The sequence below is a fragment of the Mycolicibacterium hodleri genome, assembly GCF_025822245.1.
GTDB classification, from domain to species: domain Bacteria; phylum Actinomycetota; class Actinomycetes; order Mycobacteriales; family Mycobacteriaceae; genus Mycobacterium; species Mycobacterium hodleri.
Map to the genome: position 1 here is coordinate 83,122 of NZ_JACKTL010000033.1, position 25,683 is coordinate 108,804.

Annotated in this window: 25 protein-coding genes and 1 riboswitch; of the genes, 9 read left to right on the forward strand and 16 right to left on the reverse strand. The window is 67.5% G+C overall.

What is annotated here, in order from left to right; translation table 11 throughout:
* The first annotated feature begins 17 nt into the window (after positions 1 to 17).
* Positions 18 to 1,382 carry an HNH endonuclease signature motif containing protein gene (locus tag H7J06_RS12885; RefSeq protein WP_264039273.1) on the forward strand — a complete coding sequence of 455 codons (1,365 nt, stop codon included), beginning with the start codon at positions 18 to 20 and terminating at the stop codon, positions 1,380 to 1,382.
* A gap of 23 nt (positions 1,383 to 1,405) precedes the next feature.
* Here H7J06_RS12885 and H7J06_RS12890 read toward each other — a convergent pair whose 3' ends face one another.
* From H7J06_RS12890 to H7J06_RS12900, 3 genes are all read right to left on the reverse strand, one after another.
* Positions 1,406 to 2,113 carry an alpha/beta fold hydrolase gene (locus H7J06_RS12890; RefSeq protein WP_264039274.1) on the reverse strand — a complete coding sequence of 236 codons (708 nt, stop codon included), beginning with the start codon at positions 2,111 to 2,113 and terminating at the stop codon, positions 1,406 to 1,408.
* A gap of 86 nt (positions 2,114 to 2,199) precedes the next feature.
* Entirely contained in the window at positions 2,200 to 2,628 is a 429-nt protein-coding gene (gene arr / locus H7J06_RS12895) for an NAD(+)--rifampin ADP-ribosyltransferase (protein ID WP_264039275.1), read from the reverse strand.
* Positions 2,629 to 2,736: 108 nt separating this feature from the next.
* On the reverse strand, positions 2,737 to 3,828 hold the full coding sequence (locus tag H7J06_RS12900) for a GGDEF domain-containing protein (RefSeq protein WP_264039277.1): 1,092 nt from the start codon (positions 3,826 to 3,828) through the stop codon (positions 2,737 to 2,739).
* A 140-nt stretch (positions 3,829 to 3,968) separates the two neighbouring features.
* Between H7J06_RS12900 and H7J06_RS12905 the strand changes: the two genes are divergently transcribed.
* The 3 genes from H7J06_RS12905 (at position 3,969) to H7J06_RS12915 (ending at position 6,608) form a co-directional block, all read left to right on the forward strand.
* Positions 3,969 to 4,424 carry a Rieske (2Fe-2S) protein gene (locus tag H7J06_RS12905; RefSeq protein ID WP_264039278.1) on the forward strand — a complete coding sequence of 152 codons (456 nt, stop codon included), beginning with the start codon at positions 3,969 to 3,971 and terminating at the stop codon, positions 4,422 to 4,424.
* A gap of 97 nt (positions 4,425 to 4,521) precedes the next feature.
* Positions 4,522 to 5,607, forward strand: coding sequence for an NAD-dependent epimerase/dehydratase family protein (locus tag H7J06_RS12910; RefSeq protein ID WP_264039279.1), 1,086 nt, complete (start codon positions 4,522 to 4,524; stop codon positions 5,605 to 5,607).
* A gap of 45 nt (positions 5,608 to 5,652) precedes the next feature.
* Positions 5,653 to 5,731: riboswitch (ZMP/ZTP riboswitch) on the forward strand.
* Positions 5,732 to 5,747: 16 nt separating this feature from the next.
* Positions 5,748 to 6,608 (forward strand): bifunctional 5,10-methylenetetrahydrofolate dehydrogenase/5,10-methenyltetrahydrofolate cyclohydrolase, encoded by an 861-nt coding sequence (locus tag H7J06_RS12915; RefSeq protein WP_264039280.1) that lies wholly within the window; start codon positions 5,748 to 5,750, stop codon positions 6,606 to 6,608.
* A gap of 23 nt (positions 6,609 to 6,631) precedes the next feature.
* Here the strand turns inward: H7J06_RS12915 and H7J06_RS12920 are convergent, their stop codons facing one another.
* Positions 6,632 to 6,907, reverse strand: a complete 276-nt coding sequence (locus H7J06_RS12920; protein ID WP_264039281.1) for a hypothetical protein — start codon at positions 6,905 to 6,907, stop codon at positions 6,632 to 6,634.
* A gap of 91 nt (positions 6,908 to 6,998) precedes the next feature.
* Between H7J06_RS12920 and H7J06_RS12925 the strand changes: the two genes are divergently transcribed.
* Both H7J06_RS12925 and H7J06_RS12930 read left to right on the forward strand, forming a co-directional pair.
* The gene (locus H7J06_RS12925; protein ID WP_264039282.1) at positions 6,999 to 7,457 is read left to right on the forward strand and encodes a MarR family winged helix-turn-helix transcriptional regulator; all 459 of its coding nucleotides are present in this window, start codon (positions 6,999 to 7,001) and stop codon (positions 7,455 to 7,457) included.
* A 79-nt stretch (positions 7,458 to 7,536) separates the two neighbouring features.
* A complete protein-coding gene (locus tag H7J06_RS12930) occupies positions 7,537 to 9,138 on the forward strand; it encodes an alkaline phosphatase D family protein (protein ID WP_264039283.1) in 1,602 nt (533 codons plus the stop codon).
* Positions 9,139 to 9,144: 6 nt separating this feature from the next.
* On the opposite strand, the gene H7J06_RS12935 is transcribed toward H7J06_RS12930, so the two are convergent.
* The gene (locus H7J06_RS12935; protein ID WP_264039284.1) at positions 9,145 to 10,344 is read right to left on the reverse strand and encodes an MFS transporter; all 1,200 of its coding nucleotides are present in this window, start codon (positions 10,342 to 10,344) and stop codon (positions 9,145 to 9,147) included.
* Positions 10,345 to 10,436: 92 nt separating this feature from the next.
* On the opposite strand from H7J06_RS12935, the gene H7J06_RS12940 reads away from it, so the two are divergent.
* Complete coding sequence (locus H7J06_RS12940; protein ID WP_264039285.1) at positions 10,437 to 10,985, forward strand: TetR/AcrR family transcriptional regulator; 549 nt, start codon at positions 10,437 to 10,439, stop codon at positions 10,983 to 10,985.
* A gap of 9 nt (positions 10,986 to 10,994) precedes the next feature.
* Here the strand turns inward: H7J06_RS12940 and H7J06_RS12945 are convergent, their stop codons facing one another.
* The 5 genes from H7J06_RS12945 to H7J06_RS12965 are packed head-to-tail and all read right to left on the reverse strand — an operon-like array spanning position 10,995 to position 16,214.
* Positions 10,995 to 12,065 (reverse strand): ABC transporter ATP-binding protein, encoded by a 1,071-nt coding sequence (locus tag H7J06_RS12945; RefSeq protein WP_264039287.1) that lies wholly within the window; start codon positions 12,063 to 12,065, stop codon positions 10,995 to 10,997.
* A 32-nt stretch (positions 12,066 to 12,097) separates the two neighbouring features.
* The gene (locus H7J06_RS12950) at positions 12,098 to 12,922 is read right to left on the reverse strand and encodes a carbohydrate ABC transporter permease (protein WP_264039288.1); all 825 of its coding nucleotides are present in this window, start codon (positions 12,920 to 12,922) and stop codon (positions 12,098 to 12,100) included.
* On the reverse strand, positions 12,919 to 13,866 hold the full coding sequence (locus tag H7J06_RS12955) for a carbohydrate ABC transporter permease (RefSeq protein WP_264039289.1): 948 nt from the start codon (positions 13,864 to 13,866) through the stop codon (positions 12,919 to 12,921). The genes H7J06_RS12950 and H7J06_RS12955 overlap by 4 nt, the downstream gene beginning before the upstream one ends.
* Positions 13,867 to 13,869: 3 nt before the next feature.
* On the reverse strand, positions 13,870 to 15,231 hold the full coding sequence (locus H7J06_RS12960; RefSeq protein WP_264039290.1) for an extracellular solute-binding protein: 1,362 nt from the start codon (positions 15,229 to 15,231) through the stop codon (positions 13,870 to 13,872).
* The gene (locus H7J06_RS12965; protein WP_264039291.1) at positions 15,228 to 16,214 is read right to left on the reverse strand and encodes a carbohydrate kinase family protein; all 987 of its coding nucleotides are present in this window, start codon (positions 16,212 to 16,214) and stop codon (positions 15,228 to 15,230) included. The genes H7J06_RS12960 and H7J06_RS12965 overlap by 4 nt, the downstream gene beginning before the upstream one ends.
* Before the next feature lie 150 nt (positions 16,215 to 16,364).
* Here H7J06_RS12965 and H7J06_RS12970 point away from each other — a divergent pair, with 150 nt between their 5' ends.
* Both H7J06_RS12970 and H7J06_RS12975 read left to right on the forward strand, forming a co-directional pair.
* A complete protein-coding gene (locus H7J06_RS12970) occupies positions 16,365 to 17,162 on the forward strand; it encodes a DeoR/GlpR family DNA-binding transcription regulator (protein ID WP_264039292.1) in 798 nt (265 codons plus the stop codon).
* On the forward strand, positions 17,159 to 18,535 hold the full coding sequence (locus H7J06_RS12975; protein ID WP_264039294.1) for a 6-phospho-beta-glucosidase: 1,377 nt from the start codon (positions 17,159 to 17,161) through the stop codon (positions 18,533 to 18,535). The genes H7J06_RS12970 and H7J06_RS12975 overlap by 4 nt, the downstream gene beginning before the upstream one ends.
* Before the next feature lie 13 nt (positions 18,536 to 18,548).
* Here the strand turns inward: H7J06_RS12975 and H7J06_RS12980 are convergent, their stop codons facing one another.
* The 6 genes from H7J06_RS12980 to H7J06_RS13005 form a co-directional block, all read right to left on the reverse strand.
* Positions 18,549 to 19,217 carry a cutinase family protein gene (locus H7J06_RS12980; RefSeq protein ID WP_264039295.1) on the reverse strand — a complete coding sequence of 223 codons (669 nt, stop codon included), beginning with the start codon at positions 19,215 to 19,217 and terminating at the stop codon, positions 18,549 to 18,551.
* A 184-nt stretch (positions 19,218 to 19,401) separates the two neighbouring features.
* Positions 19,402 to 20,205, reverse strand: a complete 804-nt coding sequence (locus tag H7J06_RS12985) for a class I SAM-dependent methyltransferase (RefSeq protein ID WP_264039296.1) — start codon at positions 20,203 to 20,205, stop codon at positions 19,402 to 19,404.
* A gap of 77 nt (positions 20,206 to 20,282) precedes the next feature.
* Positions 20,283 to 21,497 carry an acetyl-CoA C-acetyltransferase gene (locus tag H7J06_RS12990; protein ID WP_264039297.1) on the reverse strand — a complete coding sequence of 405 codons (1,215 nt, stop codon included), beginning with the start codon at positions 21,495 to 21,497 and terminating at the stop codon, positions 20,283 to 20,285.
* Between the two features lie 145 nt (positions 21,498 to 21,642).
* Positions 21,643 to 22,230 (reverse strand): CGNR zinc finger domain-containing protein, encoded by a 588-nt coding sequence (locus H7J06_RS12995; protein WP_264039298.1) that lies wholly within the window; start codon positions 22,228 to 22,230, stop codon positions 21,643 to 21,645.
* Between the two features lie 56 nt (positions 22,231 to 22,286).
* On the reverse strand, positions 22,287 to 25,130 hold the full coding sequence (locus H7J06_RS13000) for an MMPL/RND family transporter (RefSeq protein ID WP_264039299.1): 2,844 nt from the start codon (positions 25,128 to 25,130) through the stop codon (positions 22,287 to 22,289).
* The gene (locus H7J06_RS13005) at positions 25,127 to 25,546 is read right to left on the reverse strand and encodes an MmpS family transport accessory protein (RefSeq protein ID WP_264039300.1); all 420 of its coding nucleotides are present in this window, start codon (positions 25,544 to 25,546) and stop codon (positions 25,127 to 25,129) included. Before H7J06_RS13005 ends, H7J06_RS13000 begins: the two co-directional genes overlap by 4 nt.
* Positions 25,547 to 25,683: the final 137 nt, after the last annotated feature.

A 25,683-nucleotide genomic window follows, 5' to 3' on the forward strand; every position in this document is an offset into this window, starting at 1 on the left:
CGTACTAGTGTTCGAGTATGAGTTCGGATCGGGTCACCGCGGCGGTTGCCTCGCTGGTGGCTGCCGTCGCCGAACTCGCCGACCTGGACTGCGATCAGTTCACCCACCTCGAATTGGTGGAGTTGCTGGGTGAACTGGAGGCGGTGACGTGGCAGCTGCCGGCGGTGGGGCATCGGGTGATCGCCCGCCTGCAACGCGAAGCCTCCCCGACCGAGCTGGGCGCCAAGTCATTGGGGTCGGTGCTGACGCAGCGGTTGCGGATCTCCGGCAAGGAGGTCCGCCGCCGACTCAGTGAGGCCGAGGATCTCGGGCCGCGGACCACCCTCAACGGGCAACCGTTGGACCCGAAGCTGGCCCCCACCGCCACCGCGCAGCAGTCCGGGACGATCGGACCCGAGCACGTCACCGAGATCCGCTCGTTCCTCGGCAAGCTGCCGATGTGGGTGGACCCCGAGGTCCGGGAGCTCTCGGAGAAGACCCTGGTGCACGTCGGGTCCGGCACCGGTCCGGAGGAACTCGGCAAGGTGGCCAAGCAGCTGGCCACCGCGATCGACCAAGACGGACCCGAACCCGACGACCGGGACCGGGCGCGGAAACGATCGGTGACGATCGGACCCCAGCAGGCCGACGGGATGAGCCGCATCACCGGACTGCTGGACCCCGAAGCCCGGGCGACCCTGGAGCCGATCCTCGCCAAACTCGCCGCCCCCGGGATGTGCAACCCCGACGACCGTGAACCCCGAACCTCAGGCACGCCGTCGCAGGAGCAGATCGACGCCGATGACCGCAGCGTCGGGCAACGCACCCACGACGCGCTCATCGCCATCGGCCGGTCCGTCCTGTCCTCCGGGGAACTCGGCCAGCGCAACGGGTTGCCCGTCACCGTCATCGTGTCCACCACCCTGCAGGACCTGGAAGCTGCCCGCGGCAGTGGGGTCACCGGTGGTGGGTCCCTGCTGCCGATGGCGGATCTGATTCGGATGGCCGCCCACGCGCATCATTACTTGGCGGTGTTCGACAAACATACGAACGAAGCCCTCTACTTGGGCCGCACCAAACGCCTCGCCTCAGCCGGACAACGGATCGTGCTCCATGCGCGGGACCGTGGGTGCACAAAACCCGGCTGCACCGTCCCTGGGTACGGCACCCAGGTGCACCACACCACCGCCTGGGCGAAGAACGGCCACACCGACGTCGACGACGTAGTCCTGGCCTGCGGGCCGGACAACCGACTCGCCGAACACGGCTGGACGGTCCAACTCCGCGACGGTGTGGTGGAGTGGATCCCACCCCCGGAGCTCGACGTCGGGCAAGCCCGAATCAACTACCTCCACCACCCCGAACGGCTCCTCGCACCGGTGGACGACGAAAGCGCGGCCTGACGCCTGGCTACGCCGAGGGTGCGTCACGCGTCGCGCGCCCGCAGCGCCCGCGTAACGGTCTCGACCCACACGGCTGGGTCGGTCGCCCAGAAATTGTGGGGCACGTCGGGCAGTTCTTCGAACCGTCCCTCGGGGACCAGGGCGGCGAGTTGCCGCAACGGCCATGGCGGACGAATGTCGTTCTGCGCGGCGATGAACGACATGGAGACGGTGGAGTCGGCGAGTCGCCGAAACACGCCAGGCTCGTGGATCCACTGCACGAACGAGTCGTTCAGCGCAGCGTGAACGTCTGGCACCCAGTCGATCACGACGTCGTCCTCGAGATGCCGCGACGCTTCGTAGTCCTGCGACCAGGTGCGGTCCTCGTGCAACCCATGACCGGCGATCCCGACCACCGAATCCACGCGGTTAGGATGATCCAGCGCATAGCGCACCGCGAGGTCCGAACCCCACGAATGCCCGAGCACCGCCCAAACGTCAACGCCGACAACCCTTCGCACCGCCTCTAGGTCGGCGACCGCCTGATCGAGGTCGTGTGGCCCACCCCCGGAGCGTCCCACTCCCCTGGGCTCCGGGTACCACGCCCGCATCCCTCGTGGCGCTAGGTCATCGGCCTCGAGGTAGTGGACACAACCGGGTCCGCCGGAGAGAACCACGACATCAGGGCCGTCTCCAGTCACGCCGACGTGCAACGAGGCGCCGTCGTCGGCGAGGATGCTCGTCGACTGCATCGCACGTGCCTCCAGCTGCCGATCGGGCGACGGCCGTCATGCCTCAGTCGCGGTATAGCTCTTCGACGATGGTAGCCGTCAGACGGCTAGTCGTAGATCACGTCGAGCCCACGACGCCGCAGTTCGGCCAGACCGTCGCGCATGGCGTGGAGCTGCGCGTCGGAGTGTCCGACCCAGTCGGTGAGTTCCCCGACGATCCGTACGGGTTCCCGCGTGCGGTAGGACATCGTCGGGTTGCCCGGAAGCTTCGTGTCGGTGACGTTCGGGTCGTCCTCGACTGGACCCTCGGGTTCCACCACGTAGATGCGGCACCTGCCGTCGCCCTTCGCGAACTCAGCTCCCCACACCGCGGCATCCAGCGTCTTGGTCACGTACACGTGGTTCATGACGCGTCCCTCGTCGTAGTTGGAATTCCGTCCCGGGACGAGCAGATCGCCGACCGAGAGGTCCGCTTTGGTGCCGTGCAGAAACGCACCGGACTGGTGTTGTTCGAAGGGTTTTGGCGACCTCGGCACGACGACTCCCGACTCTCGATTACGTGGCGGCGAGATTGTGCCGCACGTCGGGGGTCTTGCCGCAAGACCCCCATCTCGCCTTACAGTGAGAGGGGGATGGCGACTGCCCTATGTGGTGGTCGAGTTTCCGCCCTTGCGCTTCGCGTGGAACATCGCGTCGTCGGCACGAGTGATGCTGCTGTCGAGCAGCGCGACGCGGTCCGTTCCGGGCGCGGTGAAGTCGGCCAGGCTGACGCTGGTAATCCCGACGCTGGCGGTGACGGCGGGCTCGGCGGGTGCGGCGATAGCGTCCCTGATCCGGTCAAAGTCCCACTGCTCGTCGTCGGCGAGGTCGACGACGACGAACTCCTCGCCGCCCACCCGGGCGACCAGGGCGCTGCCACGCACCGACGACTTGATTCGCCGCGCGCTCCGAATAAGGACCTCGTCACCGACGGTGTGGCCGAACCTGTCGTTGACGTCCTTGAAGCGATCCAGGTCGATGACCACCACGACCACGTCGGTGAGCCCCGGCGGGGTGTCGCGCAGCAGATCCTCGACGTGCAGGTACAGGCCGCGCCGGTTGAGCAGTCCGGTCAGCGGGTCGGTGACCGACTCGTGCGCGTCCTTGCGCATCGCCCAGATCCCCAGTTGGACGCCCAGCGGACTGAGGACCACCGGCGTGATGGCGGCGACGGCGCTCACGGTGAACGACGGCGCGGAGAAGCTCGTGCTGGCACTGATCTGGACGGCAAAGGCCGTCGCCGACAAGAGAGTCCACAGGGCATGTCCGGCAAGGACTTTCGGTCCGTCGAAGAACACGAGATACACCGAGATCATCGCGAACGCATTGAATCCGAACAACCCGGCCAGCCAACTCGCGTCGACCTGCACCATCGCCGCTATGCCGATGTCCGCGGACACGACGAAGGCCAACGACGTCCAGCGTGACGGCCACGGCCGCAGGCACCACACCCATCCCCACAGAATCTGCATCACGCCGAACGACGCGACGACGACGTGAGCGGCGAGACCCCCGACGAATGGCAGGACCACTACCAGCGTGATTATGCCGTGCGCACCGGTACCGAGGCCGATCAACGTCTTGATGGCACGGGCCACCCCGCGCTTGCCGAAGTACTCGACTTGCGCCACGTAGTCCACCGGTTCGCTCCACCACTGACGGACGAAGCCGCCGAACGCACCGACGCTTCCCTGCATGGCTACCCCCGCATTGGCCCGTCCTCGGCCGCTCGTCCAGCGGCGCAGCAGTCAGCTTTGGCTAGGGTAGTCGGTCGATCCGCGGCGTGGAGCCGCTGGCCGCCCCGTTTCACCCGTCCCGGCCCGGGTATCTGCGCCCGATGAGCATTCTTTGCAACGACCCGCACGGACGCGGCGTCGAGACCACGGGTCTCCTGCCGCCGATCACTTACGACCATCCGGTCCATGCCAACGGTCGTCGTCTCCTCGACGTCGACCAACTCGACGACCGGCGCGTCACCGAGGTGCAGACCGAGGAGCACGGCGTGTTGGCCGTCGGATTGACGCCCGACGGTTCGCCGTTCGCCGTTCGCAACCTGTGCCGGCATCAGTTCGCCAAGTTGGGTCGGGGTCGCGTCACCGACGACGGATGTCTGCAATGCCCCTGGCACCGAGCCGATTACGACGTGTCGGACGGGGCCATGACGTCGGGTCCCAGGGGGCGGATCTTCGGCTTCAAGCCCTATTCGTGGGCCATCAAGACCTTCGGCAACGTGGCGCGGTTGCGGACGTTCGTCGTAGAGCTGAAGGACGGCGTCATCTGGCTCCTCGAATGAGGTCGTGACGCCCGAACCGCGGCGGTTTGCCGTTGCACCACGCGGGTAAGTCGCCCCACTAAGCCCGCCTTCCTTCACCTGCCGAAGGGCACACCTCATGCGCATCGTCATCACCGGAGCGAGCGGAAACGTCGGAACTGCCCTCCTACGTGCGCTGCCCGCCGAACACGACGTCGTCGGCGTGGTGCGCAGGCCGCCGCCGTCGTCGCAGGACGTCTATCAGCAGGACGTCTATCAACGGGTGGACTGGCGTGCACTGGACCTCACCGATCCCGACGCCACCGCGACACTGCGCAGTGTGTTCGACGGCGCCGACGTCGTGGTTCATCTGGCCTGGGGTTTCCAGCCGACCCGTGACGTCGAGTACTTGCACCGCCTGGGCGTCGGCGGCTCGTCGGCCGTGCTGCAGGCCGCCGACGCCAGCGGCGTCGGACAGCTCGTCCACATGTCGTCGGTCGGCACCTACGCTGCCGGTCGCTACGGTCAGCGCGTGGACGAATCGTGGCCGACCACCGGAATCGAGACGTCGCCCTACAGCCGCGACAAGTCAGCGGCCGAGTCAATCCTCGACGAGTACCAGGAGCGCCGCGGCAGCGCGGCGATCCCGATCGCGCGGATGCGTCCCGGCTTCATCCTGCAGCGCGCCGCCGCGAGCGGACTCATGCGCTACGGATTGCCGGGATTCGTTCCCATGCAACTGGTTCCGTTGCTGCCGGTGCTGCCGTTGGACCGGAAGCTCTGCATCCCCATCATCCACGCCGACGACGTAGCAACGGCGATCGTGCTCGCCGTCGAACACCGCGCGACGGGGCCGTTCAACCTCGCCGGCGAACCTCCGATGGGACGCGATGACGTCGCCGCTGTCCTAGGCGCGCGCCCCGTTCACGTGCCCTCCGGCGTACTGGGCACCCTGGTGGATCTGACGTGGCGGGCCCGGTTGCAACACATCGACCGGGGGTGGCTCGATCTGGCGTTCAGCGTCCCGCTGCTCGACTGCTCACGCGCCCAGGCGGAGCTCGGATGGACGCCGAGGTGGACGGCGCCGGAAGCGTTGGACGACTTCCTCAAAGGTGTTGCGCAGCAAGCCCACACTGACAGTCCGCCGCTGCGACGCCGCTCGCTGGTCGACCTGCTGCGTCGCGACCTGACCGACGGGCTGATCTCGTCGCGCCGGCTGCCGTGAGACCAAACCCCGTCGACCGGGTGATCCAGCTCCCGTCCCGGTAAGGTCGGACGCGGCGACTGGCGAAGGTGGGCTACCACCGGGAAGCAAAGTCTTGGACGCATCGACCGCCTGGGTGCTCCTCATCACGAGGAGAAGCCATGTCCGCAACCGTCGTCGACGGCGTCCGCGTAGCCGATGCGATACTCCGCGACACCCGAGAGAAGGCTCTCGACTTCGAACACGCCCAGGGTCGCAAGGCGTGCCTGGCCACGGTCCTCGTCGGGGACGACCCCGCGTCGCACACCTACGTGCGGATGAAGGCCAGCCGCTGCCGCAGCACCGGACTGGAATCGCGCAGCCACCATCTGCCCGGGACGTCGTCCACCGCCGACGTCGTCGCACTAATCGACGACCTCTCGAATGACGACACCGTCGACGGCATTCTGGTGCAACACCCGATGCCTGCCCAGATCGACGAACGCAATGCCTTCGAAGCCATCGCCGCCAGCAAGGACGTCGACGGTGTGACCATGGCATCCTTTGCCGCGATGGCCTTGGGAACGAGGGGTTTTCGTGCCTGCACGCCAGGCGGGATCATACATCTGCTCGATGCCTACGACGTCGATCCGACCGGGCTTCACGCGGTCGTCGTAGGGCGCAGCCCCATTCTCGGCAAGCCCGTCGGAATGCTGTTGCTCGCCCGCGACGCCACCGTCACCTACTGCCACTCGCGGACCGTGGACCTGCCGCACGTGGTGGCGGAGGCCGACATCGTGGTCGCCGCCGTCGGCCGACCCGAACTGGTCAAGGGTGCGTGGATCAAGCCGGGAGCGGTGGTCGTCGACGCGGGTTACAACCCCGGCAACGTGGGCGACGTCGAATACGCGTCGGCCGCCGAGCGCGCCAGCCTCATCACCCCCGTACCCGGCGGTGTCGGACCCACGACGATTGCCGTCCTGCTCAAGCAGACGGTGAACGCGGCTCACCGCGCCAATGGGACACGCGCCGGACGCGCCTAGAGGCACTCGTCGCGTTGGACGAATCAGCGTCCGTCCTGCGCGAGGATCGCCGCGACCACTGGCGAACGCGGCGCGAAGACCTCGAGCAGACCGACCGCTCGCAGCGCCGGCGCAAGGGCTCGGAGTTGGTCCTCGATGGCGTTGCGGGCTGCGTCCCCGGGGGCCAGCTGCGCGAGCTTGTTGGCGTTCGCGACGAACGCGGCCACGGTGCCCTTGCGGACCTCCAGTCCGTCGACGGTCGTCGTCTCCACGCCGTCGGCGAGGACGTCCTCGGGACGGATCGGGGTGGTGTCGGGCATGGTCGCCTCCTGAAAAATACGGGGTATGCGTGCATCTTGCACGCAGTGAATCTAACCTCGATGCGTGTAGAAGTCACGTAATATTTTGCAGGTGACCGCTGCTTCACCCGGCGACCTGGTCGCCGAGCAACTGGGCCGACTGCTGCTGCGCAGCACCCGCCAACACCTCTACCTGCGACTCGTCGCCGGCGTCGACGGACTGGACGTGGCCACCTACCCGGTGCTGTCCGGCCTGGGCAGGCTCGGGCCGACAACTGCGACGCACCTCGCCTCGGTCATCGGTGTCGACCGCTCCGCCACCACGCGCTATGCCAGCAAGCTCGAAGCCGGCGGGTTGGTTCGCCGCACGGTCGACCCCGGCGACGCCCGTGCGACTCGTCTCGCGCTGACACCTGCCGGTACGACGGCCCTGACGGCGACGCGACGCGCCTTGAGTGCGGCGATGGACGACGTCCTGTCCGGGTGGCCGGCCGCCGAGGCGGCGGCCTTCGCGGCGTCCCTCGAGCGGTTCACCAACCGACTCGAGGGCATGGGCGGCGTCGACCGTTAACGTGCAGAACACCAGCCGGTCGCCCGTTGCCTCTCCGGAGTTCGCCGTCGCGTCGTGAAGACGCCGCATGCTGACCCGCATGGCCCCCATCGAGCACCGCCGAATCGACCGGCGCACCGTCCTGCGCGGCTCCCTGGCCGGGGCACTGCTGGTGCCCGCGGCGGCAGCCCTGCAGGCCTGCGGCACCTCGGGTACCGGCGGGCCACCGGCCAGCACCGGCCTGATCGCCAACCGCCCCCGCCTGACCCACGGTGTCGCCAGCGGTGATCCCCGGACCGACGGCGCACTGGTGTGGGCACGCTCCGACTCCCCTGCCCGCATGATCGTGGAAACCTCGGCGACCGAATCGTTTTCGAATGCGGTCCGCGTCGACGGGCCTCAATTGACCCCGGCCTCCGACGGCACCGGGCGGGTCCGCGTCACCGGCCTCGAACCGGGCCAGACGGTGCACTACCGGGTGACGCTGGAGGGTGACGGCGGCGCCACGTCGGAGCCCGCCGTCGGTGTGTTCAAAACCGTTGCCGCACAGCCTCAGGACGTTACGTTCGTCTGGTCGGGCGACGTCGTCGGACAGGGGTGGGGAATCAACCGGCAGGGCGGGATGGCGATCTTCGGTGCCATGGCCGACCGCCAACCGGACTTCTTCCTGCACTCCGGGGACGCCATCTACGCCGACGGTCCCGTTCCCGAGACGCAACGGCAAAACGACGGTGGCACCTACCGGAGCATCACGGCCCCCGCCAAGGATCACGTCGCCCAGACCCTCGACGACTTTCGCGGCAACTACGCCTACAACCTCACCGACGAGCACTACCGCCGTTTCAACGCCGCTGTCCCGCAGGTAGTTCAGTGGGACGACCACGAAGTGCTGAACAACTGGTTTCCCGACGAGTCGCTCGCCGGCCAGAACCGCAAGGGCTACACGGACTCCAACGTGGACGAGTTGGCCGGTTACGCGTCCCAGGCGTGGCGCGAGTGGCAGCCCGTCGAGCCGTCGGAGGCCGTCGATGGGCGGGTGCACCGCAAGATCTCCTACGGACCGCTGCTCGACGTCTTCGTCCTGGACATGCGTTCCTACAAGAACCCCAATCCGCAGGCGTGGGCGCAGCACGACGACGGCGGCATCCTCGGCCGCGAGCAGACACAGTGGCTGATCGACGGCTTGGACGCCTCCACGGCGGTGTGGAAGGTCGTGGCCAACGACCTGCCGATAAGCATCGTGGTGCCGGACGCGGCTTCCAGCCCGGTCGACGGTCCCCCGTCGATGGAGGCAGTCGCGCAGGGTGAGAACGGCCGGCCACTCGGCCGTGAAATCGCTTTCTCCCGAATCCTTTCCGCGACCAAGGAGGTGCCCAACGTCGTGTACCTCACGGCCGACGTGCACTACACCGCGGCGATCTCCTATCACCCCGAACAGGCCGGTTTCACCGACTTCGCCCCGTTCTGGGAGTTCGTGTCGGGGCCCCTCAACGCCGGCGCCTTCCCGCAAAGCCCGCTCGACGGCACCTTCGGCGCCCGCTACGAGTTCGTCCACGCACCCGAGGACCAGAATGCCTCGCCTGCCGAAGGCTTCCAACACTTCGGCGAAGTCGGCATCGACTCAGACAGCCGGGTGTTGACGGTCAACCTGCGAGAAGCGTCGGGAAAGTCGTTGTACTCGAAGGCGTTGTCGCCGGCCTGACGGTGGTCAGTGGACGGCCGGGGTGGGCAGCGGCGGCGTCGGCACCTTGGCGAGGCCGGGCAGCGGGCCGAACGCCCTGGCGACGAGCGGGCTCGTCGCGGCCAGGACGGTCATGACGACCGACACCGCGACCGCACCGCGCGGGCCGTACGCGTCGGTGGCGACGCCGGCGACGGCGGTGCCGATGGAACCCCCCACGATCGCCGCGCTGCTGAGCCAGCCGAACGCCTCGGTGGCCATGTGCTGACCGACTTCTCGCGACACCATCAGGTACAGCGCCGACATGGCAGGCGCGAATCCGACGCCCGAGATGAACAACGCCCCGAATTGCAATGGCAGACTGCCGGCGTCGCCGTAGAGGCCGACACCGACGCCGACGGTCGACAGCGCTGCGACCACACCGGACAGGCCCAGGCGCCGATGCCCGAAGACGAGCCCGCCCAACAGCGAACCGACGCTTGCCGAGGCGATCGCCGCTCCCGCGGTGAAGCCGTCCTTGCCGAGCGCGGCGATGATGCCCACCTCCAGCGCGGTGAAGGACCCCACCAGGACCAGGCTGGACACCATCGCCAGAATCACCGCCCGGTGCAGCAGGACGCGACCAAACCTGCTTTCGCTCACCGCCTTCTCCGGGTGCAGGCGGCGCGAGCCGAGGAGGAACCAGACCGTTCCCACGAGGGTGACTGCCGCACACAGGATCAACGGGAAGATCGTGGAGATCGTCGATGCCAGGACGGTGGCCGCGACGGGGCCGATGACCCAGATCAATTCCTGTGCCGTGGTGTCGAGGGCGAACAGGGTGCGCACTTCGTCGTCGGGGACCATCCGGGGGTAGAGGGCCCGCACGACGGGCATCAGCGGCGGTATGGACGCCCCCACGACCACGCCGAGCACCGTCAACGGCAGCGCGGACGATCCGGCGAAGGCCAGTCCCAAGGTGCTGACGGCGTTGATCCCCGCCGCCGTCATCAAGGTGCGCGCCACTCCGAGCCGGCCCGCGAGTCGCGAGGTCAGAGGCATGGCGACGGCTTCTCCCGCGCCGACCGCCGCGACGACGGCGCCCGCCAGCGCGTAGGAGCCCGTCAGTCGGTGCACGTGCATCAGGATCGCCAGGGACAAGATGCCCAACGGCAGGCGCGCGAAGAGCTGCGAGGCCGTCACGTTGACCACGCCGGGCACCCGCAACAGGTTCCGGTAGGTGCCCATCGTCCCGTTCCTCCGCTCCGTACCCATGCCGAGCCACGGGACTACACCGTCCAGACGGTACACTTCAGGGCGGTCATCGTAAACTGACTTTCGTGACCTCCTCCCGCGACCGCATCCTGGATGCGTATGCGGATCTCCTCATCACCGAGGGGGAGCGTCAAGCCACGCTGGAAGCGGTCGCTGCCCGGGCCGACGTCTCCAAGGGCGGGCTGCTCTATCACTTCCCGTCCAAGGACCAACTCGCCGTGGGACTCTACGACCGGCTCGCGGTCTTGGCCGCCAGTGACGCAGAGATGATGCGCGCCGCCGACGAGGGACCGGCGCGCTACTACGTCCGCTCGTCGCAATACGCGAACACACCCCTGGACCGGGCCCTGGTGGCGGTCTCCCGGTTGCGCCAGTCCGGTGACACCCGAGCGCGGGCGGCAATCGAAGCCGCTTCCGACGCGTGGTTGGCGATCCTGCACGACGCGCTCGGCGACTTGGACGTCGCCCGCGCCGTGAAGTTGATCGGGGACGGCCTGTACTACAACGCGCTCAACCGGGCGCTCGGTGGGCATCCCCCGGCGCCCGGGGTAGACGGGGGACTGCTCGACGTGGTCGACCGCATCACCAGGACGGCCAAGCTCTCCGAGGGTTAGGAGCCGACGTCAGCTGACGCGCAGGCCGGTCACCCCGTCGAACAGATGTATCGCGTGTCCGTCGGCGGTGAGGTGCACGGTGTCGCCCGTCCCGACGCGTTCTCGGTTGCCGATGCGGGCGATGACGTCGGCGTCACCCCCCTCCACTCGCGCCGTGCCGTACAGGTACGCGTCGGCCCCCAGGGTCTCGACCACCCCGACGGTGACGGCGATGCCGTCGCCGGGGGTCGTCAGCCGCCAGCCCTCCGGACGCACTCCGACCACGACCGGGCCGTCGTGTGCACCGGAGGTCGGCAACGACATCGAGTGTCCACACACCGTCACCGTGGTACCGACGAGGTCCGCGTCGAAGAACTTCATCGCAGGAGATCCGATGAACCCGGCGACGAAGACGTTGGCGGGGCGGTCGTAGAGTTCCATCGGGGCGCCAACCTGCTGCAGCACACCATCTTTCATGACGCCGACGCGGTCACCCATGGTCATCGCCTCGGTCTGGTCGTGCGTCACGTAGACGGTGGTGACGCCGAGGTCGCGTTGCAGCTTGGCGACGTCGGTACGGGTCTGCACGCGCATCTTGGCGTCCAGGTTGGACAGCGGCTCGTCCATGCAGAAGACCTGGGGGTTGCGCACGATGGCCCTACCCATCGCGACCCGTTGGCGCTGGCCGCCCGACAACGCCTTGGGCTTGCGGTCGAGATAGTCGGTGAGCCCGAGCGTCTGCGCGGCCGCAGCCACCCGGCGCTTGCGCTCGTCGCGAGACATTCCGGCGTTCTTGAGGCAAAACTCCATGTTGCCTCCCACCGTCATGTGGGGGTACAGCGCGTAGTTCTGGAACACCATTGCGATGTCGCGGTCCTTGGGCGCCGTCGTCGAGATGTCCCGATCACCAAGGTAGATCGATCCCGAGGTGAGCTCTTCGAGGCCGGCCAACATCCGTAGCGTCGTCGACTTGCCGCAGCCGGACGGGCCGACCAGCACCATGAACTCGCCGTCGGCGATGTCCAGGTCCATTCCGGCGACGGCCGCCGTCGGCGCATTCGGATACCAGTGCTGGGCCTTCTCGAATCGGATGGCGGCCATGGGTGCTCCTGTGGGTCGTGGTGGAGACGCGGTCAGCGCGACGAGATGCCGCCGACCATGCCGTTGATGAAGCGCTTCTGCAGCGCGAAGAACAGCACCGCGATGGGCAGTGCGACCATCACCCCGGCCGCGGCCAGCAGTGAGTAGTCGGTCAGGTGCTGACCCTGGAACAGCGCCAATCCCAATGGGGCGGTGCGCCGACTGTCCGAGACCACCATGACCAGGGGCAGCAGGAATTCGTTCCAGGTCCACATCGTGATGACGACGGCCATCGTCATCATCGGCGCCAGGGATGGTGGGACGACGACCCGCCACAGCAGGCGCAGATCGCTGCAGCCGTCGAGGCGTGCGGCCTCGATGATCTCGCCGGGAAAACCCCGAAACTGGTTGCGCATCCAGAACACTGCGAAGGCCAGCGACTGCGCGGTCTGCGGCAGGATCAGCGCCCAGTAGGTGTCGGTGAGTCCGATCGTGCGCAGGTTGAAGTACAGCGGGATGATGAAGGCCTCCGTCGGCAGGGTCAGCCCGATCAGAAGCAGGTGAAACAGCACCGACGAACCGCGAAAGTTCATGCGGGCGAACGCGAATCCGGCGAACGTCGCCAGTACGACGCTCAGGATCACCACCGAGGCGGTGACGAGCACGCTCGAGAACAGATAGCTGCTGAAGTTGCCGCGACTCCACGCCGCCCCGTAGTTGCCCAGGTCGACGGAGTCCGGGATCGCGAACCCGCCGGAGTTCTCGCGGGCCGGTGTCACCGACGACAACAGCACCCCCAGCAGCGGAACCACCGCGAACGCCGCGAAGACGGTCAGGATCAGCTGGTTGACGACCCTCTCGGTGCGGGAGACGTTCACTCGGACTCCCGCGGGGCGATGCGGCTGATCGACACCGTCAGCGCGACGATCACGACCGTCAGCACGACGGCGATGGCCGAGGCCAGCCCGACCTGACCGGTGTTGAACGCGCGGTTGTAGGCCTCGAACGCGGGCACGGACGTGGCGTTGCCCGGACCACCGCGGGTGGTGATGAAGACCAGGTCGAAGGTCTTCAATGCCGACACCACCGTCAGCGTCAACGCGACGGCGATCTGGCCGCGCAACGACGGCAGCGTGATCGCGATGAATTCCCTTGTGCGCCCGGCTCCGTCGAGACGCGCGGCCTCGAAGAGTTCGGGTGCGATGTTGCCGATGCCGGACAGGAACAGCACAAGGCACAGGCCGATGTTGAGCCACGTGCCGACCAGGCCGATCGCGGCGAGGGCGAAGGTGTGGTCGCCCAGCCACACGCGGCTGAGCGAGTCGAGTCCGACCAGACGCAAGGTCTGGTTGAGCAACCCGTCCTGAGAGTAGATCGAGATCCAGATGGTCGCGATCACCACCGTCGCGATCACCTGCGGCAGGAACAGCACCGTTCGAAAGAACGACATGGACCTCATCGCGTGCGCTCGAGAGATCAGCGCACTGAGGAACAGTCCGAGGAGAACCGGTGCGGCAGCGTAGAACAGCATCAACACCCCGGCGTGCAGGAAGGAGTCCCGCAGCCGTTCGTCGGTGAACACGGCGACGTAGTTCGACAACCCGGCGGCGGTGGACCTACCCAGGCCGTCCCAGTCGTAGAACGAGTACTGCACGGTCTGCACCACCGGAGCACCCAGGAAGGCGGCGAAGACCAGGAATGCCGGCGCCACATACAGATACGCCTTCGCCGAGTGACGGGCCGGCCGCCGCCGAGCAGGAGCTGCCACCTCGCCGTCACTCGATCCGGTAAACGCCCGCTGCTCGGGTTGATGCAGCGTCACGGGCTACTTCTTGCCCGCCAGGAAGCCCGCGTAGTCCTTCTGCAGGGCGTCGACGAACTGTTGTGGGTCGGACTGGCCGCCGACGAGTTCCTGCATCCCCGCGGTGATGGTGTCGTAGAAGGTGGGGGTGGAGTAATCCAGGTACGGCACTTCGCCGTTGGCCTTCTGGACGTCGCGGTACTGGGTCGCGATGTCGGCCGCGACGGTGCCCGGCTGTGGCTGGTAGTCCGCCGGCAGCACGGTGGGCAGGTTGCCGGTGTCCAGGAGAGTCTGGGCGGCCTTGGCATTGGTGATGAAGTCCACGTACGCGGCCGCGACGTCGGGGTGGGCCGACTTCGACGTGATGGCCCAGGCCAGTCCCTGACCGCCGGTGGTCGCCGGACTGCCGTCGGTGGACGTCAGCGTCGTGAAACCGACGTTGCCACCGAGGTCGTCCTGCATGGTCTGTTGCAACCACGTTCCGGTCAGCGTGAACAGGGCCCCGCCCTTGCCAAATGCGGCGACGGCGTCGTCGCGGGACACCCCGTTGGTGCCCGGGGTGAGATACCCCTGCTTGCTCCAGTCGGCGATCTGTTGGGCTGCCTTCAACGACGGCTCGTCGGTCCATGCGCCGCCCTGGCCGCTGACCAGTTCGTTGACCGCCGGAGCGCCGGCCAGTGCGGCCTGGACGACGCCGAACATGTGGATTCCCGGGCTCTTGTCGAGGTTGCCGAACGCCATCGGCAGAATGCCCTTGGCCTTGGCAGCCGCCATCGCAGAGTTCAAGTCCGACAGGGTCTTCGGCGTCTGCAGCCCCAGGGAGGACAGCAGCTGTCGGTTGTAGTAGATGCCGACCACCTCGCCGGTCTGGGACACGCCGAACAGCGTGTCGCCCTGCCAGGTCTTGCCGTCGTGGGAGAAGCTGTTCTGCTTGAGCAACGCCTGTGGGTAGTAGCCGTCCCAGCCGTAGAGCTTGGCGTAGTCGTTCATCGGGCGCAGCATCCCGGCGGCGACGAAGGCGCCCATGTCGGGATAGCCCTGGTTGGCCTGCACGACGTCGGGCGGGTTGTTGCTCGACAGGGCCAGTTTCAGGGTGGTCTTCAGATCGCTGAACGACTCCACGGTCCGCTTGATGGTGACGTTGGGATACTTCTCGTGGAATTGCGCGTTCAGCTGGTCTTGGGCCTTGGAGATGCCGCCGTCGGTGTTCTGGTCCCAGACGGTCAGCGTCACCGGGCCCGCCGACGAGATGTCCTTGGACGCCTCGTTGGTGGGCGACGGGGCCGCCGTGTCGCCGGAAGGCCCTGGGGCACAGGCAGACATCGACAACACCACGCCGACCGCGGCAACCGCGGCGCCGAGTCGGAACAATCGGTTTTTCGTCATGGCGTCAGTGCTCCTGGGGTTGCGGGGACGGAGGATTGGCAACGTTGTTCGGCCCACCGCCGGACCGGGGTCCAGCCGGGGTCGGAATGGTGATCGGCCAGCAGCTGCGCGATCTCGACGGGGTGGGGTGCGCTGCGCGCTCCGCCGGCGCTGCGCACCGAGCAGGTGGCGCACACGCTGGCCAGCCGCAGGCGATCCTGCAGCTCCCAATCCCACGCCGTGGCGGCCATGAAGGCCGCGGCGAACGCGTCCCCGGCGCCCGTGGGGTCGACCGCGTCCACCACGATCGCCGGCACGTGCAGCCGGTCGGATCCCCGCGCAGCCACCGCACCGCGTGGGCCGAGGGTCACGACGGCCGTGTCGACCACCCGGGCCAGGACGTCGAGTGCGGCGTCCACCGTGCCAGCTCGGGTGTACTGGACCGCCTCGTGATCGTTGACGATGAGGACGTCGACGCCTTCGAGATGGTCGAGGAGGGTCTCCGACCACTGCCCCGAGGGATCCCATCCGACCCCGCCGACGATCGTGGTTCCGTTGGCGCGCAGCCGTGTTGCCTGAGGGGGGACGGGACCGCGGCCGAGGCCGACGTGGGCAACTCGCACCGGGGTGGACGCCGGCCAGGGCGGTAGTTCCCCGGAGTGTTCGTAGGTGACGAACGAGCGCTCGTGGCCGTCGGTGATCGCCACGGATATCGGGATCTGGTAGTCCGACCGCTGGACGGCGAACCGCAGATCCAGGTCGGGCTCGGCGCGCAGACTGCGCGCGACGATGGACCCGATGGGGTCGTCGCCCAGCTCGGCGACCAACGCGGTGTGAGCTCCGAGCCGCGCGGAGGCGACCGCGCGGTTCGCGGCACCTCCCGGTGAGATCGCGAATCCGTCGGCGTACACCTCGGCGCCGGGTTCGGGCGCGTGCACCCCGGTGAAGACCAGGTCGGCGAAGACCCGACCCGCCACTAGGACGTCGATGTCACGATCGGTCACTCCCGGCTACCTCCACCGTCTGACGTAGTTTGACGTTCTGTGCGTGCTCATCCTGCGTTCACTGCGTGACGATAGCGTTGCGGCCGTGCCTCTGCCGGATATCCGAGATATTTGAACCAAAGTCGGCCAGAGTCGCGCAGAGTCAGTCAGATGATGGGTACGATTCCCCGCATGTTCCTCGCCGAGCGCCACGAGCGGATCCTCGCTGCGCTCAGCAGCGGGGGGCAATCGGTCGTGCAACTCGCCGGGGCGTTGGGCGTCAGCGAATCCACCATCCGCCGCGATCTGGACGTGCTGGCCAAGGGCGGGCGCCTCGAGCGCCTCTACGGCGGAGCAATGCTCACCCAGGGCAGCCGCGCGAACATCACCGACTCCGGCGGTGTCGAGGACCCCTTCCTCTCCGAGACCCGAGCCGACTACGAGCTACGGCAGCGGATGGCCGTCGAGGCGGCCCGGCTCGTCGGTGACGGCGACGTCGTCGTGCTCGACATCGGGTCGAGCACCCCGCTCGTCGCACGGGAGCTCCGTGGCCGGCCCGTCACCATCATCACGTCCAATCTGGCGGTGCTCGACGAGGTCCGCGGTGACGACGCGGTCGAGCTGGTGCTGCTGGGCGGGGTGCTGCGCCGCAACCAGCAGTCGCTGGTGGGGCCATTGGCCGAACAGGTCCTCGGCCAACTCAGCGCGGACGTAATGTTTTTGAGCTGCACCGGTGTTCGCGGTGGACGGGTGCTGGACAACATGGCGGTCGAGGCCCCCATCAAACACGCGATGATCGCCGCGTCCCATCGCATCGTGCTGCTGGCCAGCGAACTGAAGTTTCCTGGATCGGGGGCGCTACGGCTGTGCTCCCTCGACGAGGTCGACGTGCTCATCACCACCCCCGGCACCCCGGAGGAAGAAATCTCTGAGCGCCGCGAAGGCGGCGGAAAGGTCATCGTCGCATGAAGCTCGTGATCCTCGGTGGCGGCGGATTCCGCACCCCCTACGTCTGGCAAGCCCTCATCCGCGATCAGGGGTCGCCCCGCGTGACGGAGGTCGCCCTCTATGACGTCGACGAGTCGCGGCTGGCCACCATCACCGCAATACTCGACCAACTCGCCGACGGATTCGCCGACGTACCCACCCTGCGGACCCACACCAGTCTCGAATCCGCCGTGGAGGGAGCCGACTTCGTGTTCGCCGCCATCAGGGTGGGCGGCGTCGAGCAACGCTGCTGCGACGAGCACGTCGCGCTCGACCTCAACGTGCTCGGCCAGGAGACCACGGGGCCGGGCGGTATCGCCTACGCCCTGCGCACCCTGCCGGTGATGCTCGACATCGCGACGACCATCCGCAGGGTGGCCCCAAAGGCCTACTTCCTGAACTTCACCAACCCGGCCGGCATCATCACCGAAGCGCTGCAGAGCGTGTTGGGTGATCGCGCGCTCGGAATCTGCGACACCCCTTCGGGTTTGGGCCGACGGGTGGCCGGCGTGCTCGGCTACGACCACACCCGCATCCAGATGGACTACGTGGGCCTCAACCACCTGGGGTGGATGCGGCGCGTCCTGGTCGACGGCGTCGACGTCCTACCCGCGCTCCTTGCCGACGATCGGCGTCTCGCTCGGATGGAGGAGACCCAGGTGTTCGGCGCCGACTGGTTGCGAACCCTCGGACTGATCCCCAACGAATATCTCTACTACTACTACTTCAACCGGGACGCCGTGCGGCGCATCCTCGAATCCCCGCAGACCAGAGGAGACTTCCTGCTGGAAACCCAGGGCCGATTCTTCGACGACGCCGCCGCCGAACCCCACCTCGCGGCCAAGCTGTGGACGGGTGCGGTCGACGAGCGTGGCGCCAGCTACATGGCCGAGGCCAAGGGCGGCGTGCAGGGCGCGCCCACCGTCGAACGGGATCGTGAGACCGACCCCGCGCACCTGGGATACGCCGGAGTGGCCCTCGGGGTGATGACGGCGATCAGCCGGGACGAGAGGCGCACGATGATCCTCAACGTGCGCAACCGCGGCACCATCGCCGGCCTGCCCGACGACGCCGTGGTGGAGGTGCCGACGATGGTCGACGCCAACGGCGTGCACCCCTTGACGCTGGAGACCCAGCCCGACCTCCACCAGCTGGGATTGATGCAGCAAGTCAAAGCCGTTGAACGCCATGCCATCTCCGCCGCCACGACGGGATCGGTATCGGAAGCCCTCAAGGCGTTCGCGCTGCATCCACTCGTCGACTCGGTCACCGTGGCGCGCGAACTGCTCGCCGGCTACCTCGCGGCCAATCCGGACCTTGCGCGAACGTTGGGGCAGCGCTCGCCCGCGGCGTGACGGTGCGGTGCCGTCACCAACCCAACGCCGTCGCAGTGAAGTCGGCCGCCCGGTCGATCGACCCGTTGTCCACGTAGGCACTGTGAGCGGGACGATCCCGCCCACCCGGCTCGCACACCGGATCACCCGGGTTGCACAGCTCGAGGATCTTGCCGGCGAAGAGATTTCCGACCTCGATCGGTGGCGCCTGCGAATCCAACAGGGAGACAACGCGGTCGGTCGGAAGCCCGAACAACACCACCGCGGCGACGTGAGAAGCGACCTCCGGCGGCAGTGGACCGGCGATGCCCGGAGGCAGGACGACGTCTGGCGGCAGGTGGTCGAAGGTGGTGTACGCCGCGACGGCCGCCCCCTGGGAGTAGCCGCCGACCACCATCTTGGTCTGCGGACACGACTGTGCCACGTCGCGGATGGTGTTGCTGGCGTCGACGACACCGTCGACCACCCGTGGAAAGTCCAGCGACGCGGGGTAGTCCACCGCATGCTGGTCGACAGCGCGCTCACCTGCACGTGCCCGCACCGCGGCGATGAACGGGTCACCCACCTTTCCCACCCCCGGTGCCTCGAACGTTCCCCGCGCGAAGATCACCAAGACGTCCGAACAGCCGTCGGCCGACGCCGTGGCGGGGTTCGCATTCGACATGCCCACGGCTCCCACGGCGGCGAGCAATGCCGCCGTCACGACCTTCACCTGGACCAAGATCGATCGAAAGATGGTGTGCCCCCTTCACCGACTCGCCTCGTGTGGTCAACGGACGGTGGGCCCGACGGTGGAGTCACCACGGGCGAGACAGGCAAGTTCCACCGGGTGAGGGTCTCACCAAATCGGATGATGCGCAGGTTGATCGTGAAGACGGTCGGCGGCCCTATCCCCTGGTCGCCGTGAGTACTTCCAGGGTCACGGGTTCGGTGAACCGACCGCTGGGTTCGATCTCGAGCATTGCCGCGGCTACTTCTCGTTCGAAGGCGGCCCGCCGGTTTCCCAGCAGTCGGCGCAGGGGCAGCGAGGTGGAGTAGAGGTAGCCGATCGTCCGGTCCACCGTCCACGACCGCGTGAACTCGTGGACCACCCGGTGCACGCGGGGAAAAGGCGAGCGAGCCAGCACCGCCTCGTGCGAATCGCGGAGATCGGCCATCGCCGCGCCGGCGTCCAGCGCGGTGGGCGGCAAGAAGCGGCCCTGAAGCGCGTCGACGGCCCGCTGCCATGTCGTGACCGGCCGGACGAGGCAGCTGTCGTTGGCCATCACGACGCCGCCGTCGGCCTCGACCATGTCGTCGAGAGCGGTCAAGACGCGGTCGCGGTCCATCCAGTGGAATGACCTCCCCATGGTCACCAGCGTGAAGCGTCCCAGCCCTCCCGGCAGCTCCGCCGAACTCCCCTGCGCCCAGACGACATTGGCGACGTCGTCGTCTCGAGCCTGGCGGGCGGCCTCGGCGAGCATCTCCGGCTCGGGGTCGACGCCGACGGCTTCGGCGACGTACCGCGCGAGCGGAATGGTCAGCTGACCGGTGCCACAGCCGAGGTCGAGGAGTCGCCCGGTGCCGTCGAGCCGGAATCGGGAGACGAGGTCGTCGAAGAACGCCTCCGGATAGCCGGGCCGGTACCGCGCGTAGTGCCAGGCAGTGCCCGCGAACAGGCCGTCACCGGAACTGCCAGGTGGTTCGGTCACACGCGTCTCCTGCGCTCACCTACTCGAGTCGTCGCACCCAATGTTGCCGGATCGGCTTCGGTTGCGGGTGAGGGTGTTCAGCGGACGGTCTCGAACACTGCCGCCAGACCTTGCCCGCCGCCGATGCACATGGTCTCCAGCACGAACCGGGCGTCGCGGCGTCGCGCTTCGAACGCCGCCGTCGCGAGGATACGAGCACCGGTGGCCCCGATCGGGTGGCCCAGCGAGATTCCCGAGCCGTTGGGGTTCACGCGTTCGTCGAGCGGGTCGATCTTCCACTCCGACAGCACGGCGAGGACTTGAGCGGCGAAGGCCTCGTTGAGTTCGATCAGGTCGACGTCGGCGAGGCCGAGGCCCGCCCGGTCCAGCGCGGCCGCAGAGGCACTCACCGGTCCTATGCCCATGACGTCGGGTGAGCAGCCGCTGACCGCCCACGAGCGCAGGGCCAGCATGGGGGTCAGCCCACGCGCATCGGCCTCGGCTCGGGTGGTGACGATGCACATCGCGGCGCCGTCGTTTTGTCCGGAGGCGTTTCCGGCGGTCACCGTCGACTGGTCGTCGACCTTCACGCGCATGGGGCGCAGGGCGGCCAACCGCTCGGCGGTGATGTCGGCGCGCGGATGCTCGTCGCGGTCGACCACGGTGTCGGGGCGGCCCCGCGCGCCGGGGACCGTCACCCGCACCAGCTCGTCGGCGAATCGACCCTCGTCGTGGGCGGCGACGGCGCGGCGGTGAGAGCGGACCGACAGCTCGTCCTGGTCCTCCCTGGTGATGCCGTATTCGCGACGCAGGTTCTCGGCCGTCTCGATCATGCCTCCGGCGACGGGATGCTTTGCCCCTCCGGCTGTTTCGCGGGCGCGATCGAGACGATCCAGCAGAGTGATGCCACCCTGGCGCACACCGGTCCGCAGCCCGAGGGCGTAGTGCTCGACGTTGGACATCGATTCCGCACCGCCGGCGACCACGACTCGGGCCGCTCCGGTGGCGACCTGACCCGCCGCGTAGAGCACCGCCTGCAGGCCCGAACCGCACCGGCGGTCGATCTGCAGACCGGGCACCGAGGTTCCCAGTCCGGCGTCCAGCGCCGCTATTCGTCCGATGGCGGGCGCCTCTCCGTTGGCGTAACCGTTGCCGAGGATGACGTCGTCGACGTCGTCCTCGCCCAACCCGGAGCGTTCGACGAGCGCCTTGAGCGTGACCGTGGCCAGCTCGGCCGCGGTCAGCGGGGCGAGGACTCCGCCCATCCGGCCAACGGGGGTGCGTAACGGGTGGCAGATCACGACGTCGGACATCGTCTCACCGTAGAACCGCGATTAGACGCTGTGAAATACATGGATCGAAGTGATTGAGATGCTGAGCATTCGAATCGGCGGCGACGCCAATCTCGGCGCCGAGTCTGACTCACCACGAAGGACGCCAGGATGCGCCGGTCGATGGTCACCCCGGAGCGCTTCGCCTCCGCGCCCGTGAGGCCCGGAGGTTGGCGACGTTGCCGCACGTCTTCACGTCGTGCCACACCCGACTGCCGTTCTTCGACTGGTCGTAGAACGCGGCGCTGCACTCGGAGTTCATGCAGACGCGCAGCCGGTTGACCGTGTTCGCCCGTGACGACAGCAGGATCTCCATGCCAACCAGGGCGGTCACGCCGGCGGCCCCGTTCGCTCGCGGGCCGTAGCCGGGACGGCCCGCCTCGACGCCGACCGTCATCGCCCTCGGGGGGACACTCAGGGCGGTCGAATCACCGGCGACCAGCCACCGCCGCAACTCCGCGCGCAGCCTGCGCAGCGGGGGCAGATCACCCTGGGCGAGGATCAATTCGCAGGGCGGCTGGCCCGTGCGCTTGCTCCAGGTACGCACGGCCTCGACGACCCATCGCTGAGCCACCTCGACGTCGGCCAGCAGGTCGGGAACCCCGAAGGCGTCTATCGCCTCGGTGTTGACCAGGTCCTGGACGATGCAGAGACCCTGCGGCGCCAGCTCCAGACCCAGGCGCAGAGAACTCGAGACGGCGTTGCGTACAGCCATGCCGCCACCCTACTCGTCCATGCGACATAACCATTACCGGTGTTGGGTACGTCTCGTCACAGCGGAGCGGACACGGGCGAGTCGTTGCGAACCCGTTGCCGGCGCGGCCGATTGGGAATGTTCAGCGGCCACCAGAACCAGCGACCGAGGATCGCGGCGATCGACGGGGTCATCAAGGACCGCACGATGAGGGTGTCGAACAGCAGCCCGAGCCCGATCGTCGACCCCGCCTGCCCGATGTGGCGCAGGTCGCTGGCCAACATCGACGCCATCGTGAACGCGAAGACCAAGCCTGCCGCGGTCACGACGCTTCCGGTGCTGCCCATGGTCCGGATGATGCCGGTCTTGATGCCCGCGCCGACCTCTTCCTTGAATCGCGACACCAGGAGCAGGTTGTAGTCGGAACCGACCGCCAAGAGGATGATCACGGAGAACGCGAGCACGATCCAGTGCATGTCCACGCCGATGATGCGTTCCCAAATCAGCACCGACAGCCCGAACGACGCACCGAGTGACACCACGATCGTCCCGACGATCACCAGTGACGCCACCAGGGCACGGGTGATGAGCAGCATGACCAGGAAGATCAGGACGATCGCGGCAAAGGCCGCAATCATCAGGTCGAATTTGGCGCCACTCTGGATGTCCCGGTAGGTGGCTGCGGTTCCCGTGAGGAAGACCTTGGCATCGGCCAGCGGTGTGCCCTTGACGGCTTCCCGAGCGGCGACGAGCTCGTCGTCCACCGCCGAAATGCCCGCCTCGGTGGCCGGATCCACGTCATGGGTGATGATCAGGCGGGCGGCCTTGCCGTCGGGTGAGAGGAACAACTTCAAGCCGCGTTGAAAGTCCGGGTTCTGGAACACTTCCGGCGGAAGGTAGAAGTAGTCGGCGCTCTTGGACGCGTCGAATGCCTGTCCCATCGCGGTGGCGGTGTCGGTCATCTCCTTCATCTGGTCCAGCAGCCCGGCAAAGGTCGTGTGGATCGCCTGCAGCGTCTGCTGCATCGTCGTCGCCGTGGCGATGATGGGCGGCAGCTGGGCGGCCAACTGCGGGGTGAGCGCGTTGACGTCGCCGAAGTCCTTGATCAACGCGCCCATGTCTCCACTGAACCCGTCAACGCCGTCGACGGCGTCGAACGCCGACCGGGCTCCCCAGCACACCGGGATGTTGAAACAGTTGGGCTCCCAGTAGAAGTAGTTGCGTAGCGGACGCACGGCGTCGTCGAAATCCGCCAGGTGATCTCGCATCTGGTCCACGGAGTCCTTCATCGCGGACATGTCCACGACGGTCCGCGCGGTGGCGTCGGAGAACCGTGCCATCATCTCGTGCATCGCCCTCAACGAATCGATCATCGAACCGAGATCGGTTGCCATGGTGTCGATGTCGTCGATCCTGGTCGTGAGGAATTGCAGATTCTGGGTGATCGGAACCGATTGCATGCTCACTTGATAGGGGATGGAGCTGTGTGCGATCGGTGAGCCCAGCGGCCGGGTGATGCTCTGCACCATCGCGATGCCACGAATCGCGAACAGGCTCTTGGCAATCCTGTCCAGCACGATCATGTCGCTCGGGTTGCGGAGATCGTGGTCGGATTCGATCATCATGATGTCGGGATTCAATCGTGCGGCACTGAAGTGCTTTTCGGCTGCGTTGTACCCCTCGTTCGACGGCACGGACTCGGGTATGTAGTGGCGGTCCTCGTAGCTGGTGGTGTATCCGGGGACGGCCAGAATTCCCAGGATGGCGACGGCAGTTGCGACGGCCAGGATCGGCACGGGCCACCGAACCGTCGCGGTGCCGATGCGACGCCATCCTCGGGTCTTCATGGCTCGTTTCGGTTCCAACAGCCCGAACCGGCTCGCCACTGCGAGAATTGCCGGCGCCGCCGTGAGTGCCGCGGCGACGACGACGATCACCCCGATGGCCGCCGGAAGGGCCAACGACGTGAAGTAGGTCAACCGGGTCAGCCGCAGACAGAGCACCGCTCCGGCGATCGTCAGTCCGGAGCCGAGGATGACATGCCACACTCCGCGGAATGCGCTGTGGTAGGCAGACTCTCGATCTTCGCCGTTCTGACGCGCTTCGTGGTATCGGCCGATCAAGAAGATCGCGTAGTCGGTACCCGCGGCGATGGCCAGCGCGGTGAGCAGGCTGACCGCGAAGGTGGAGAAGTCGAGGAGCCGGGCGTGTCCCAGCAGCGCGACCACACCGCGGGCTGCACCCATCTCGATGCCGACCATGGCAAGGATCAGCAGGACCGTGCCGATCGAGCGGTAGACGATCGCCAGCATCACGGTGATCACGACCATCGTGACGGCCATCATCACCACCATGCTCTTGTCACCAGCCTGCGCGGTGTCGGTGGTCAGCGGCGCGGGGCCGGTGACGTAGGCACGCACGCCGGCGGGCGCGGCGACGTGGGCGACGTCGTTGCGCACCGCCTCGACCGACGCGTTGCCCTCGGTGCTGCCCTGGTTTCCGGCGAGGTTGAGTTGGACGTAGGCGGCCTTGCCGTCGCTGCTTTGCACGCCGGCAGCCGTGATCGGGTCCCCCCAAAAGTTCTGGAGGTGCTCGACGTGCGCGGCGTCCTCCTGCAACGTGGCGATCAGGGTGTCGTAGTAGCGATGAGCCTGCTCACCCAACGGGTCGTCGCCGACCAACACCACCATCGCCACGCTGTCAGAGGTGAATTCGCCAAACTTCTGTCCCATCGCCTTGGCCGCCATCACCGCCGGGGCGTCCTGCGGGGACGACGACACCGCATTCTGCTGACCCACGACCTCGATCTGGGGCACCAGCAAGTTCAGGGCCGCCGTCACGGCAATCCACGCCAGGATGATCGGGATGGCAGCCACCCGGATGATCCGGGTGGCGCGTGAGGGACCGCCGTGCGCGCTCATGCGGACTTGTCCAAGCAGAACGCCTGCGCGTCGCGTCCCGTTGCGTGCCGTTCCACGGTGACCGTTCCGTTCACCAGAATGAGGCACCCGAGCGTGGCGCTGTCCGACTGGGCCACGAGGTTGGCGAGTACTCCAGGATCGGTGGTGCTCACCGAGACCGACCACGGCAGGTGTGTGAAGGTGGCTTCCCGAGTGTTCCCGTCGACGTCGAGGTAGCTCACCGAACCCACGGCCCGCGCCGGCCCGACGACCTCGTACGTCACCGTCTTGCGGTTGAACGCCACGATCGCAGCCATCTGGGCACCACCAGCCGAGGCCGGACGATCGGATCCGAAGAATCCGCGCAGGCGCGAGACCACGACGGCGGCAACCACGACTGCCACCATGACGATCAACACCACCCAGAATCGTTTCACTGCAACGACTATCGCTGTCATGACACTTCCGTTCTCGGACGTCCGCCGAATCGGCGCACGGGACGCGGGACGGTCTCGTCGACCGTGGGTCTGGTGGCGGAGAATGGCCGCGCCTTCCGCCACCAGACCCACGCTCG

Excerpts from the sequence above, each read along its gene's own strand:
- H7J06_RS12885 (WP_264039273.1), top strand. The coding sequence starts at position 18 with ATGAGTTCGGATCGGGTCACCGCGGCGGTTGCCTCGCTGGTGGCTGCC.
- H7J06_RS12890 (WP_264039274.1), bottom strand. The coding sequence starts at position 2,113 with ATGCAGTCGACGAGCATCCTCGCCGACGACGGCGCCTCGTTGCACGTC.
- H7J06_RS12900 (WP_264039277.1), bottom strand. The coding sequence starts at position 3,828 with ATGCAGGGAAGCGTCGGTGCGTTCGGCGGCTTCGTCCGTCAGTGGTGG.
- H7J06_RS12905 (WP_264039278.1), top strand. The coding sequence starts at position 3,969 with ATGAGCATTCTTTGCAACGACCCGCACGGACGCGGCGTCGAGACCACG.
- H7J06_RS12910 (WP_264039279.1), top strand. The coding sequence starts at position 4,522 with ATGCGCATCGTCATCACCGGAGCGAGCGGAAACGTCGGAACTGCCCTC.
- H7J06_RS12915 (WP_264039280.1), top strand. The coding sequence starts at position 5,748 with ATGTCCGCAACCGTCGTCGACGGCGTCCGCGTAGCCGATGCGATACTC.
- H7J06_RS12920 (WP_264039281.1), bottom strand. The coding sequence starts at position 6,907 with ATGCCCGACACCACCCCGATCCGTCCCGAGGACGTCCTCGCCGACGGC.
- H7J06_RS12930 (WP_264039283.1), top strand. The coding sequence starts at position 7,537 with ATGGCCCCCATCGAGCACCGCCGAATCGACCGGCGCACCGTCCTGCGC.
- H7J06_RS12935 (WP_264039284.1), bottom strand. The coding sequence starts at position 10,344 with ATGGGCACCTACCGGAACCTGTTGCGGGTGCCCGGCGTGGTCAACGTG.
- H7J06_RS12945 (WP_264039287.1), bottom strand. The coding sequence starts at position 12,065 with ATGGCCGCCATCCGATTCGAGAAGGCCCAGCACTGGTATCCGAATGCG.
- H7J06_RS12960 (WP_264039290.1), bottom strand. The coding sequence starts at position 15,231 with ATGACGAAAAACCGATTGTTCCGACTCGGCGCCGCGGTTGCCGCGGTC.
- H7J06_RS12970 (WP_264039292.1), top strand. The coding sequence starts at position 16,365 with ATGATGGGTACGATTCCCCGCATGTTCCTCGCCGAGCGCCACGAGCGG.
- H7J06_RS12975 (WP_264039294.1), top strand. The coding sequence starts at position 17,159 with ATGAAGCTCGTGATCCTCGGTGGCGGCGGATTCCGCACCCCCTACGTC.
- H7J06_RS12990 (WP_264039297.1), bottom strand. The coding sequence starts at position 21,497 with ATGTCCGACGTCGTGATCTGCCACCCGTTACGCACCCCCGTTGGCCGG.
- H7J06_RS12995 (WP_264039298.1), bottom strand. The coding sequence starts at position 22,230 with ATGGCTGTACGCAACGCCGTCTCGAGTTCTCTGCGCCTGGGTCTGGAG.
- H7J06_RS13000 (WP_264039299.1), bottom strand. The coding sequence starts at position 25,130 with ATGAGCGCGCACGGCGGTCCCTCACGCGCCACCCGGATCATCCGGGTG.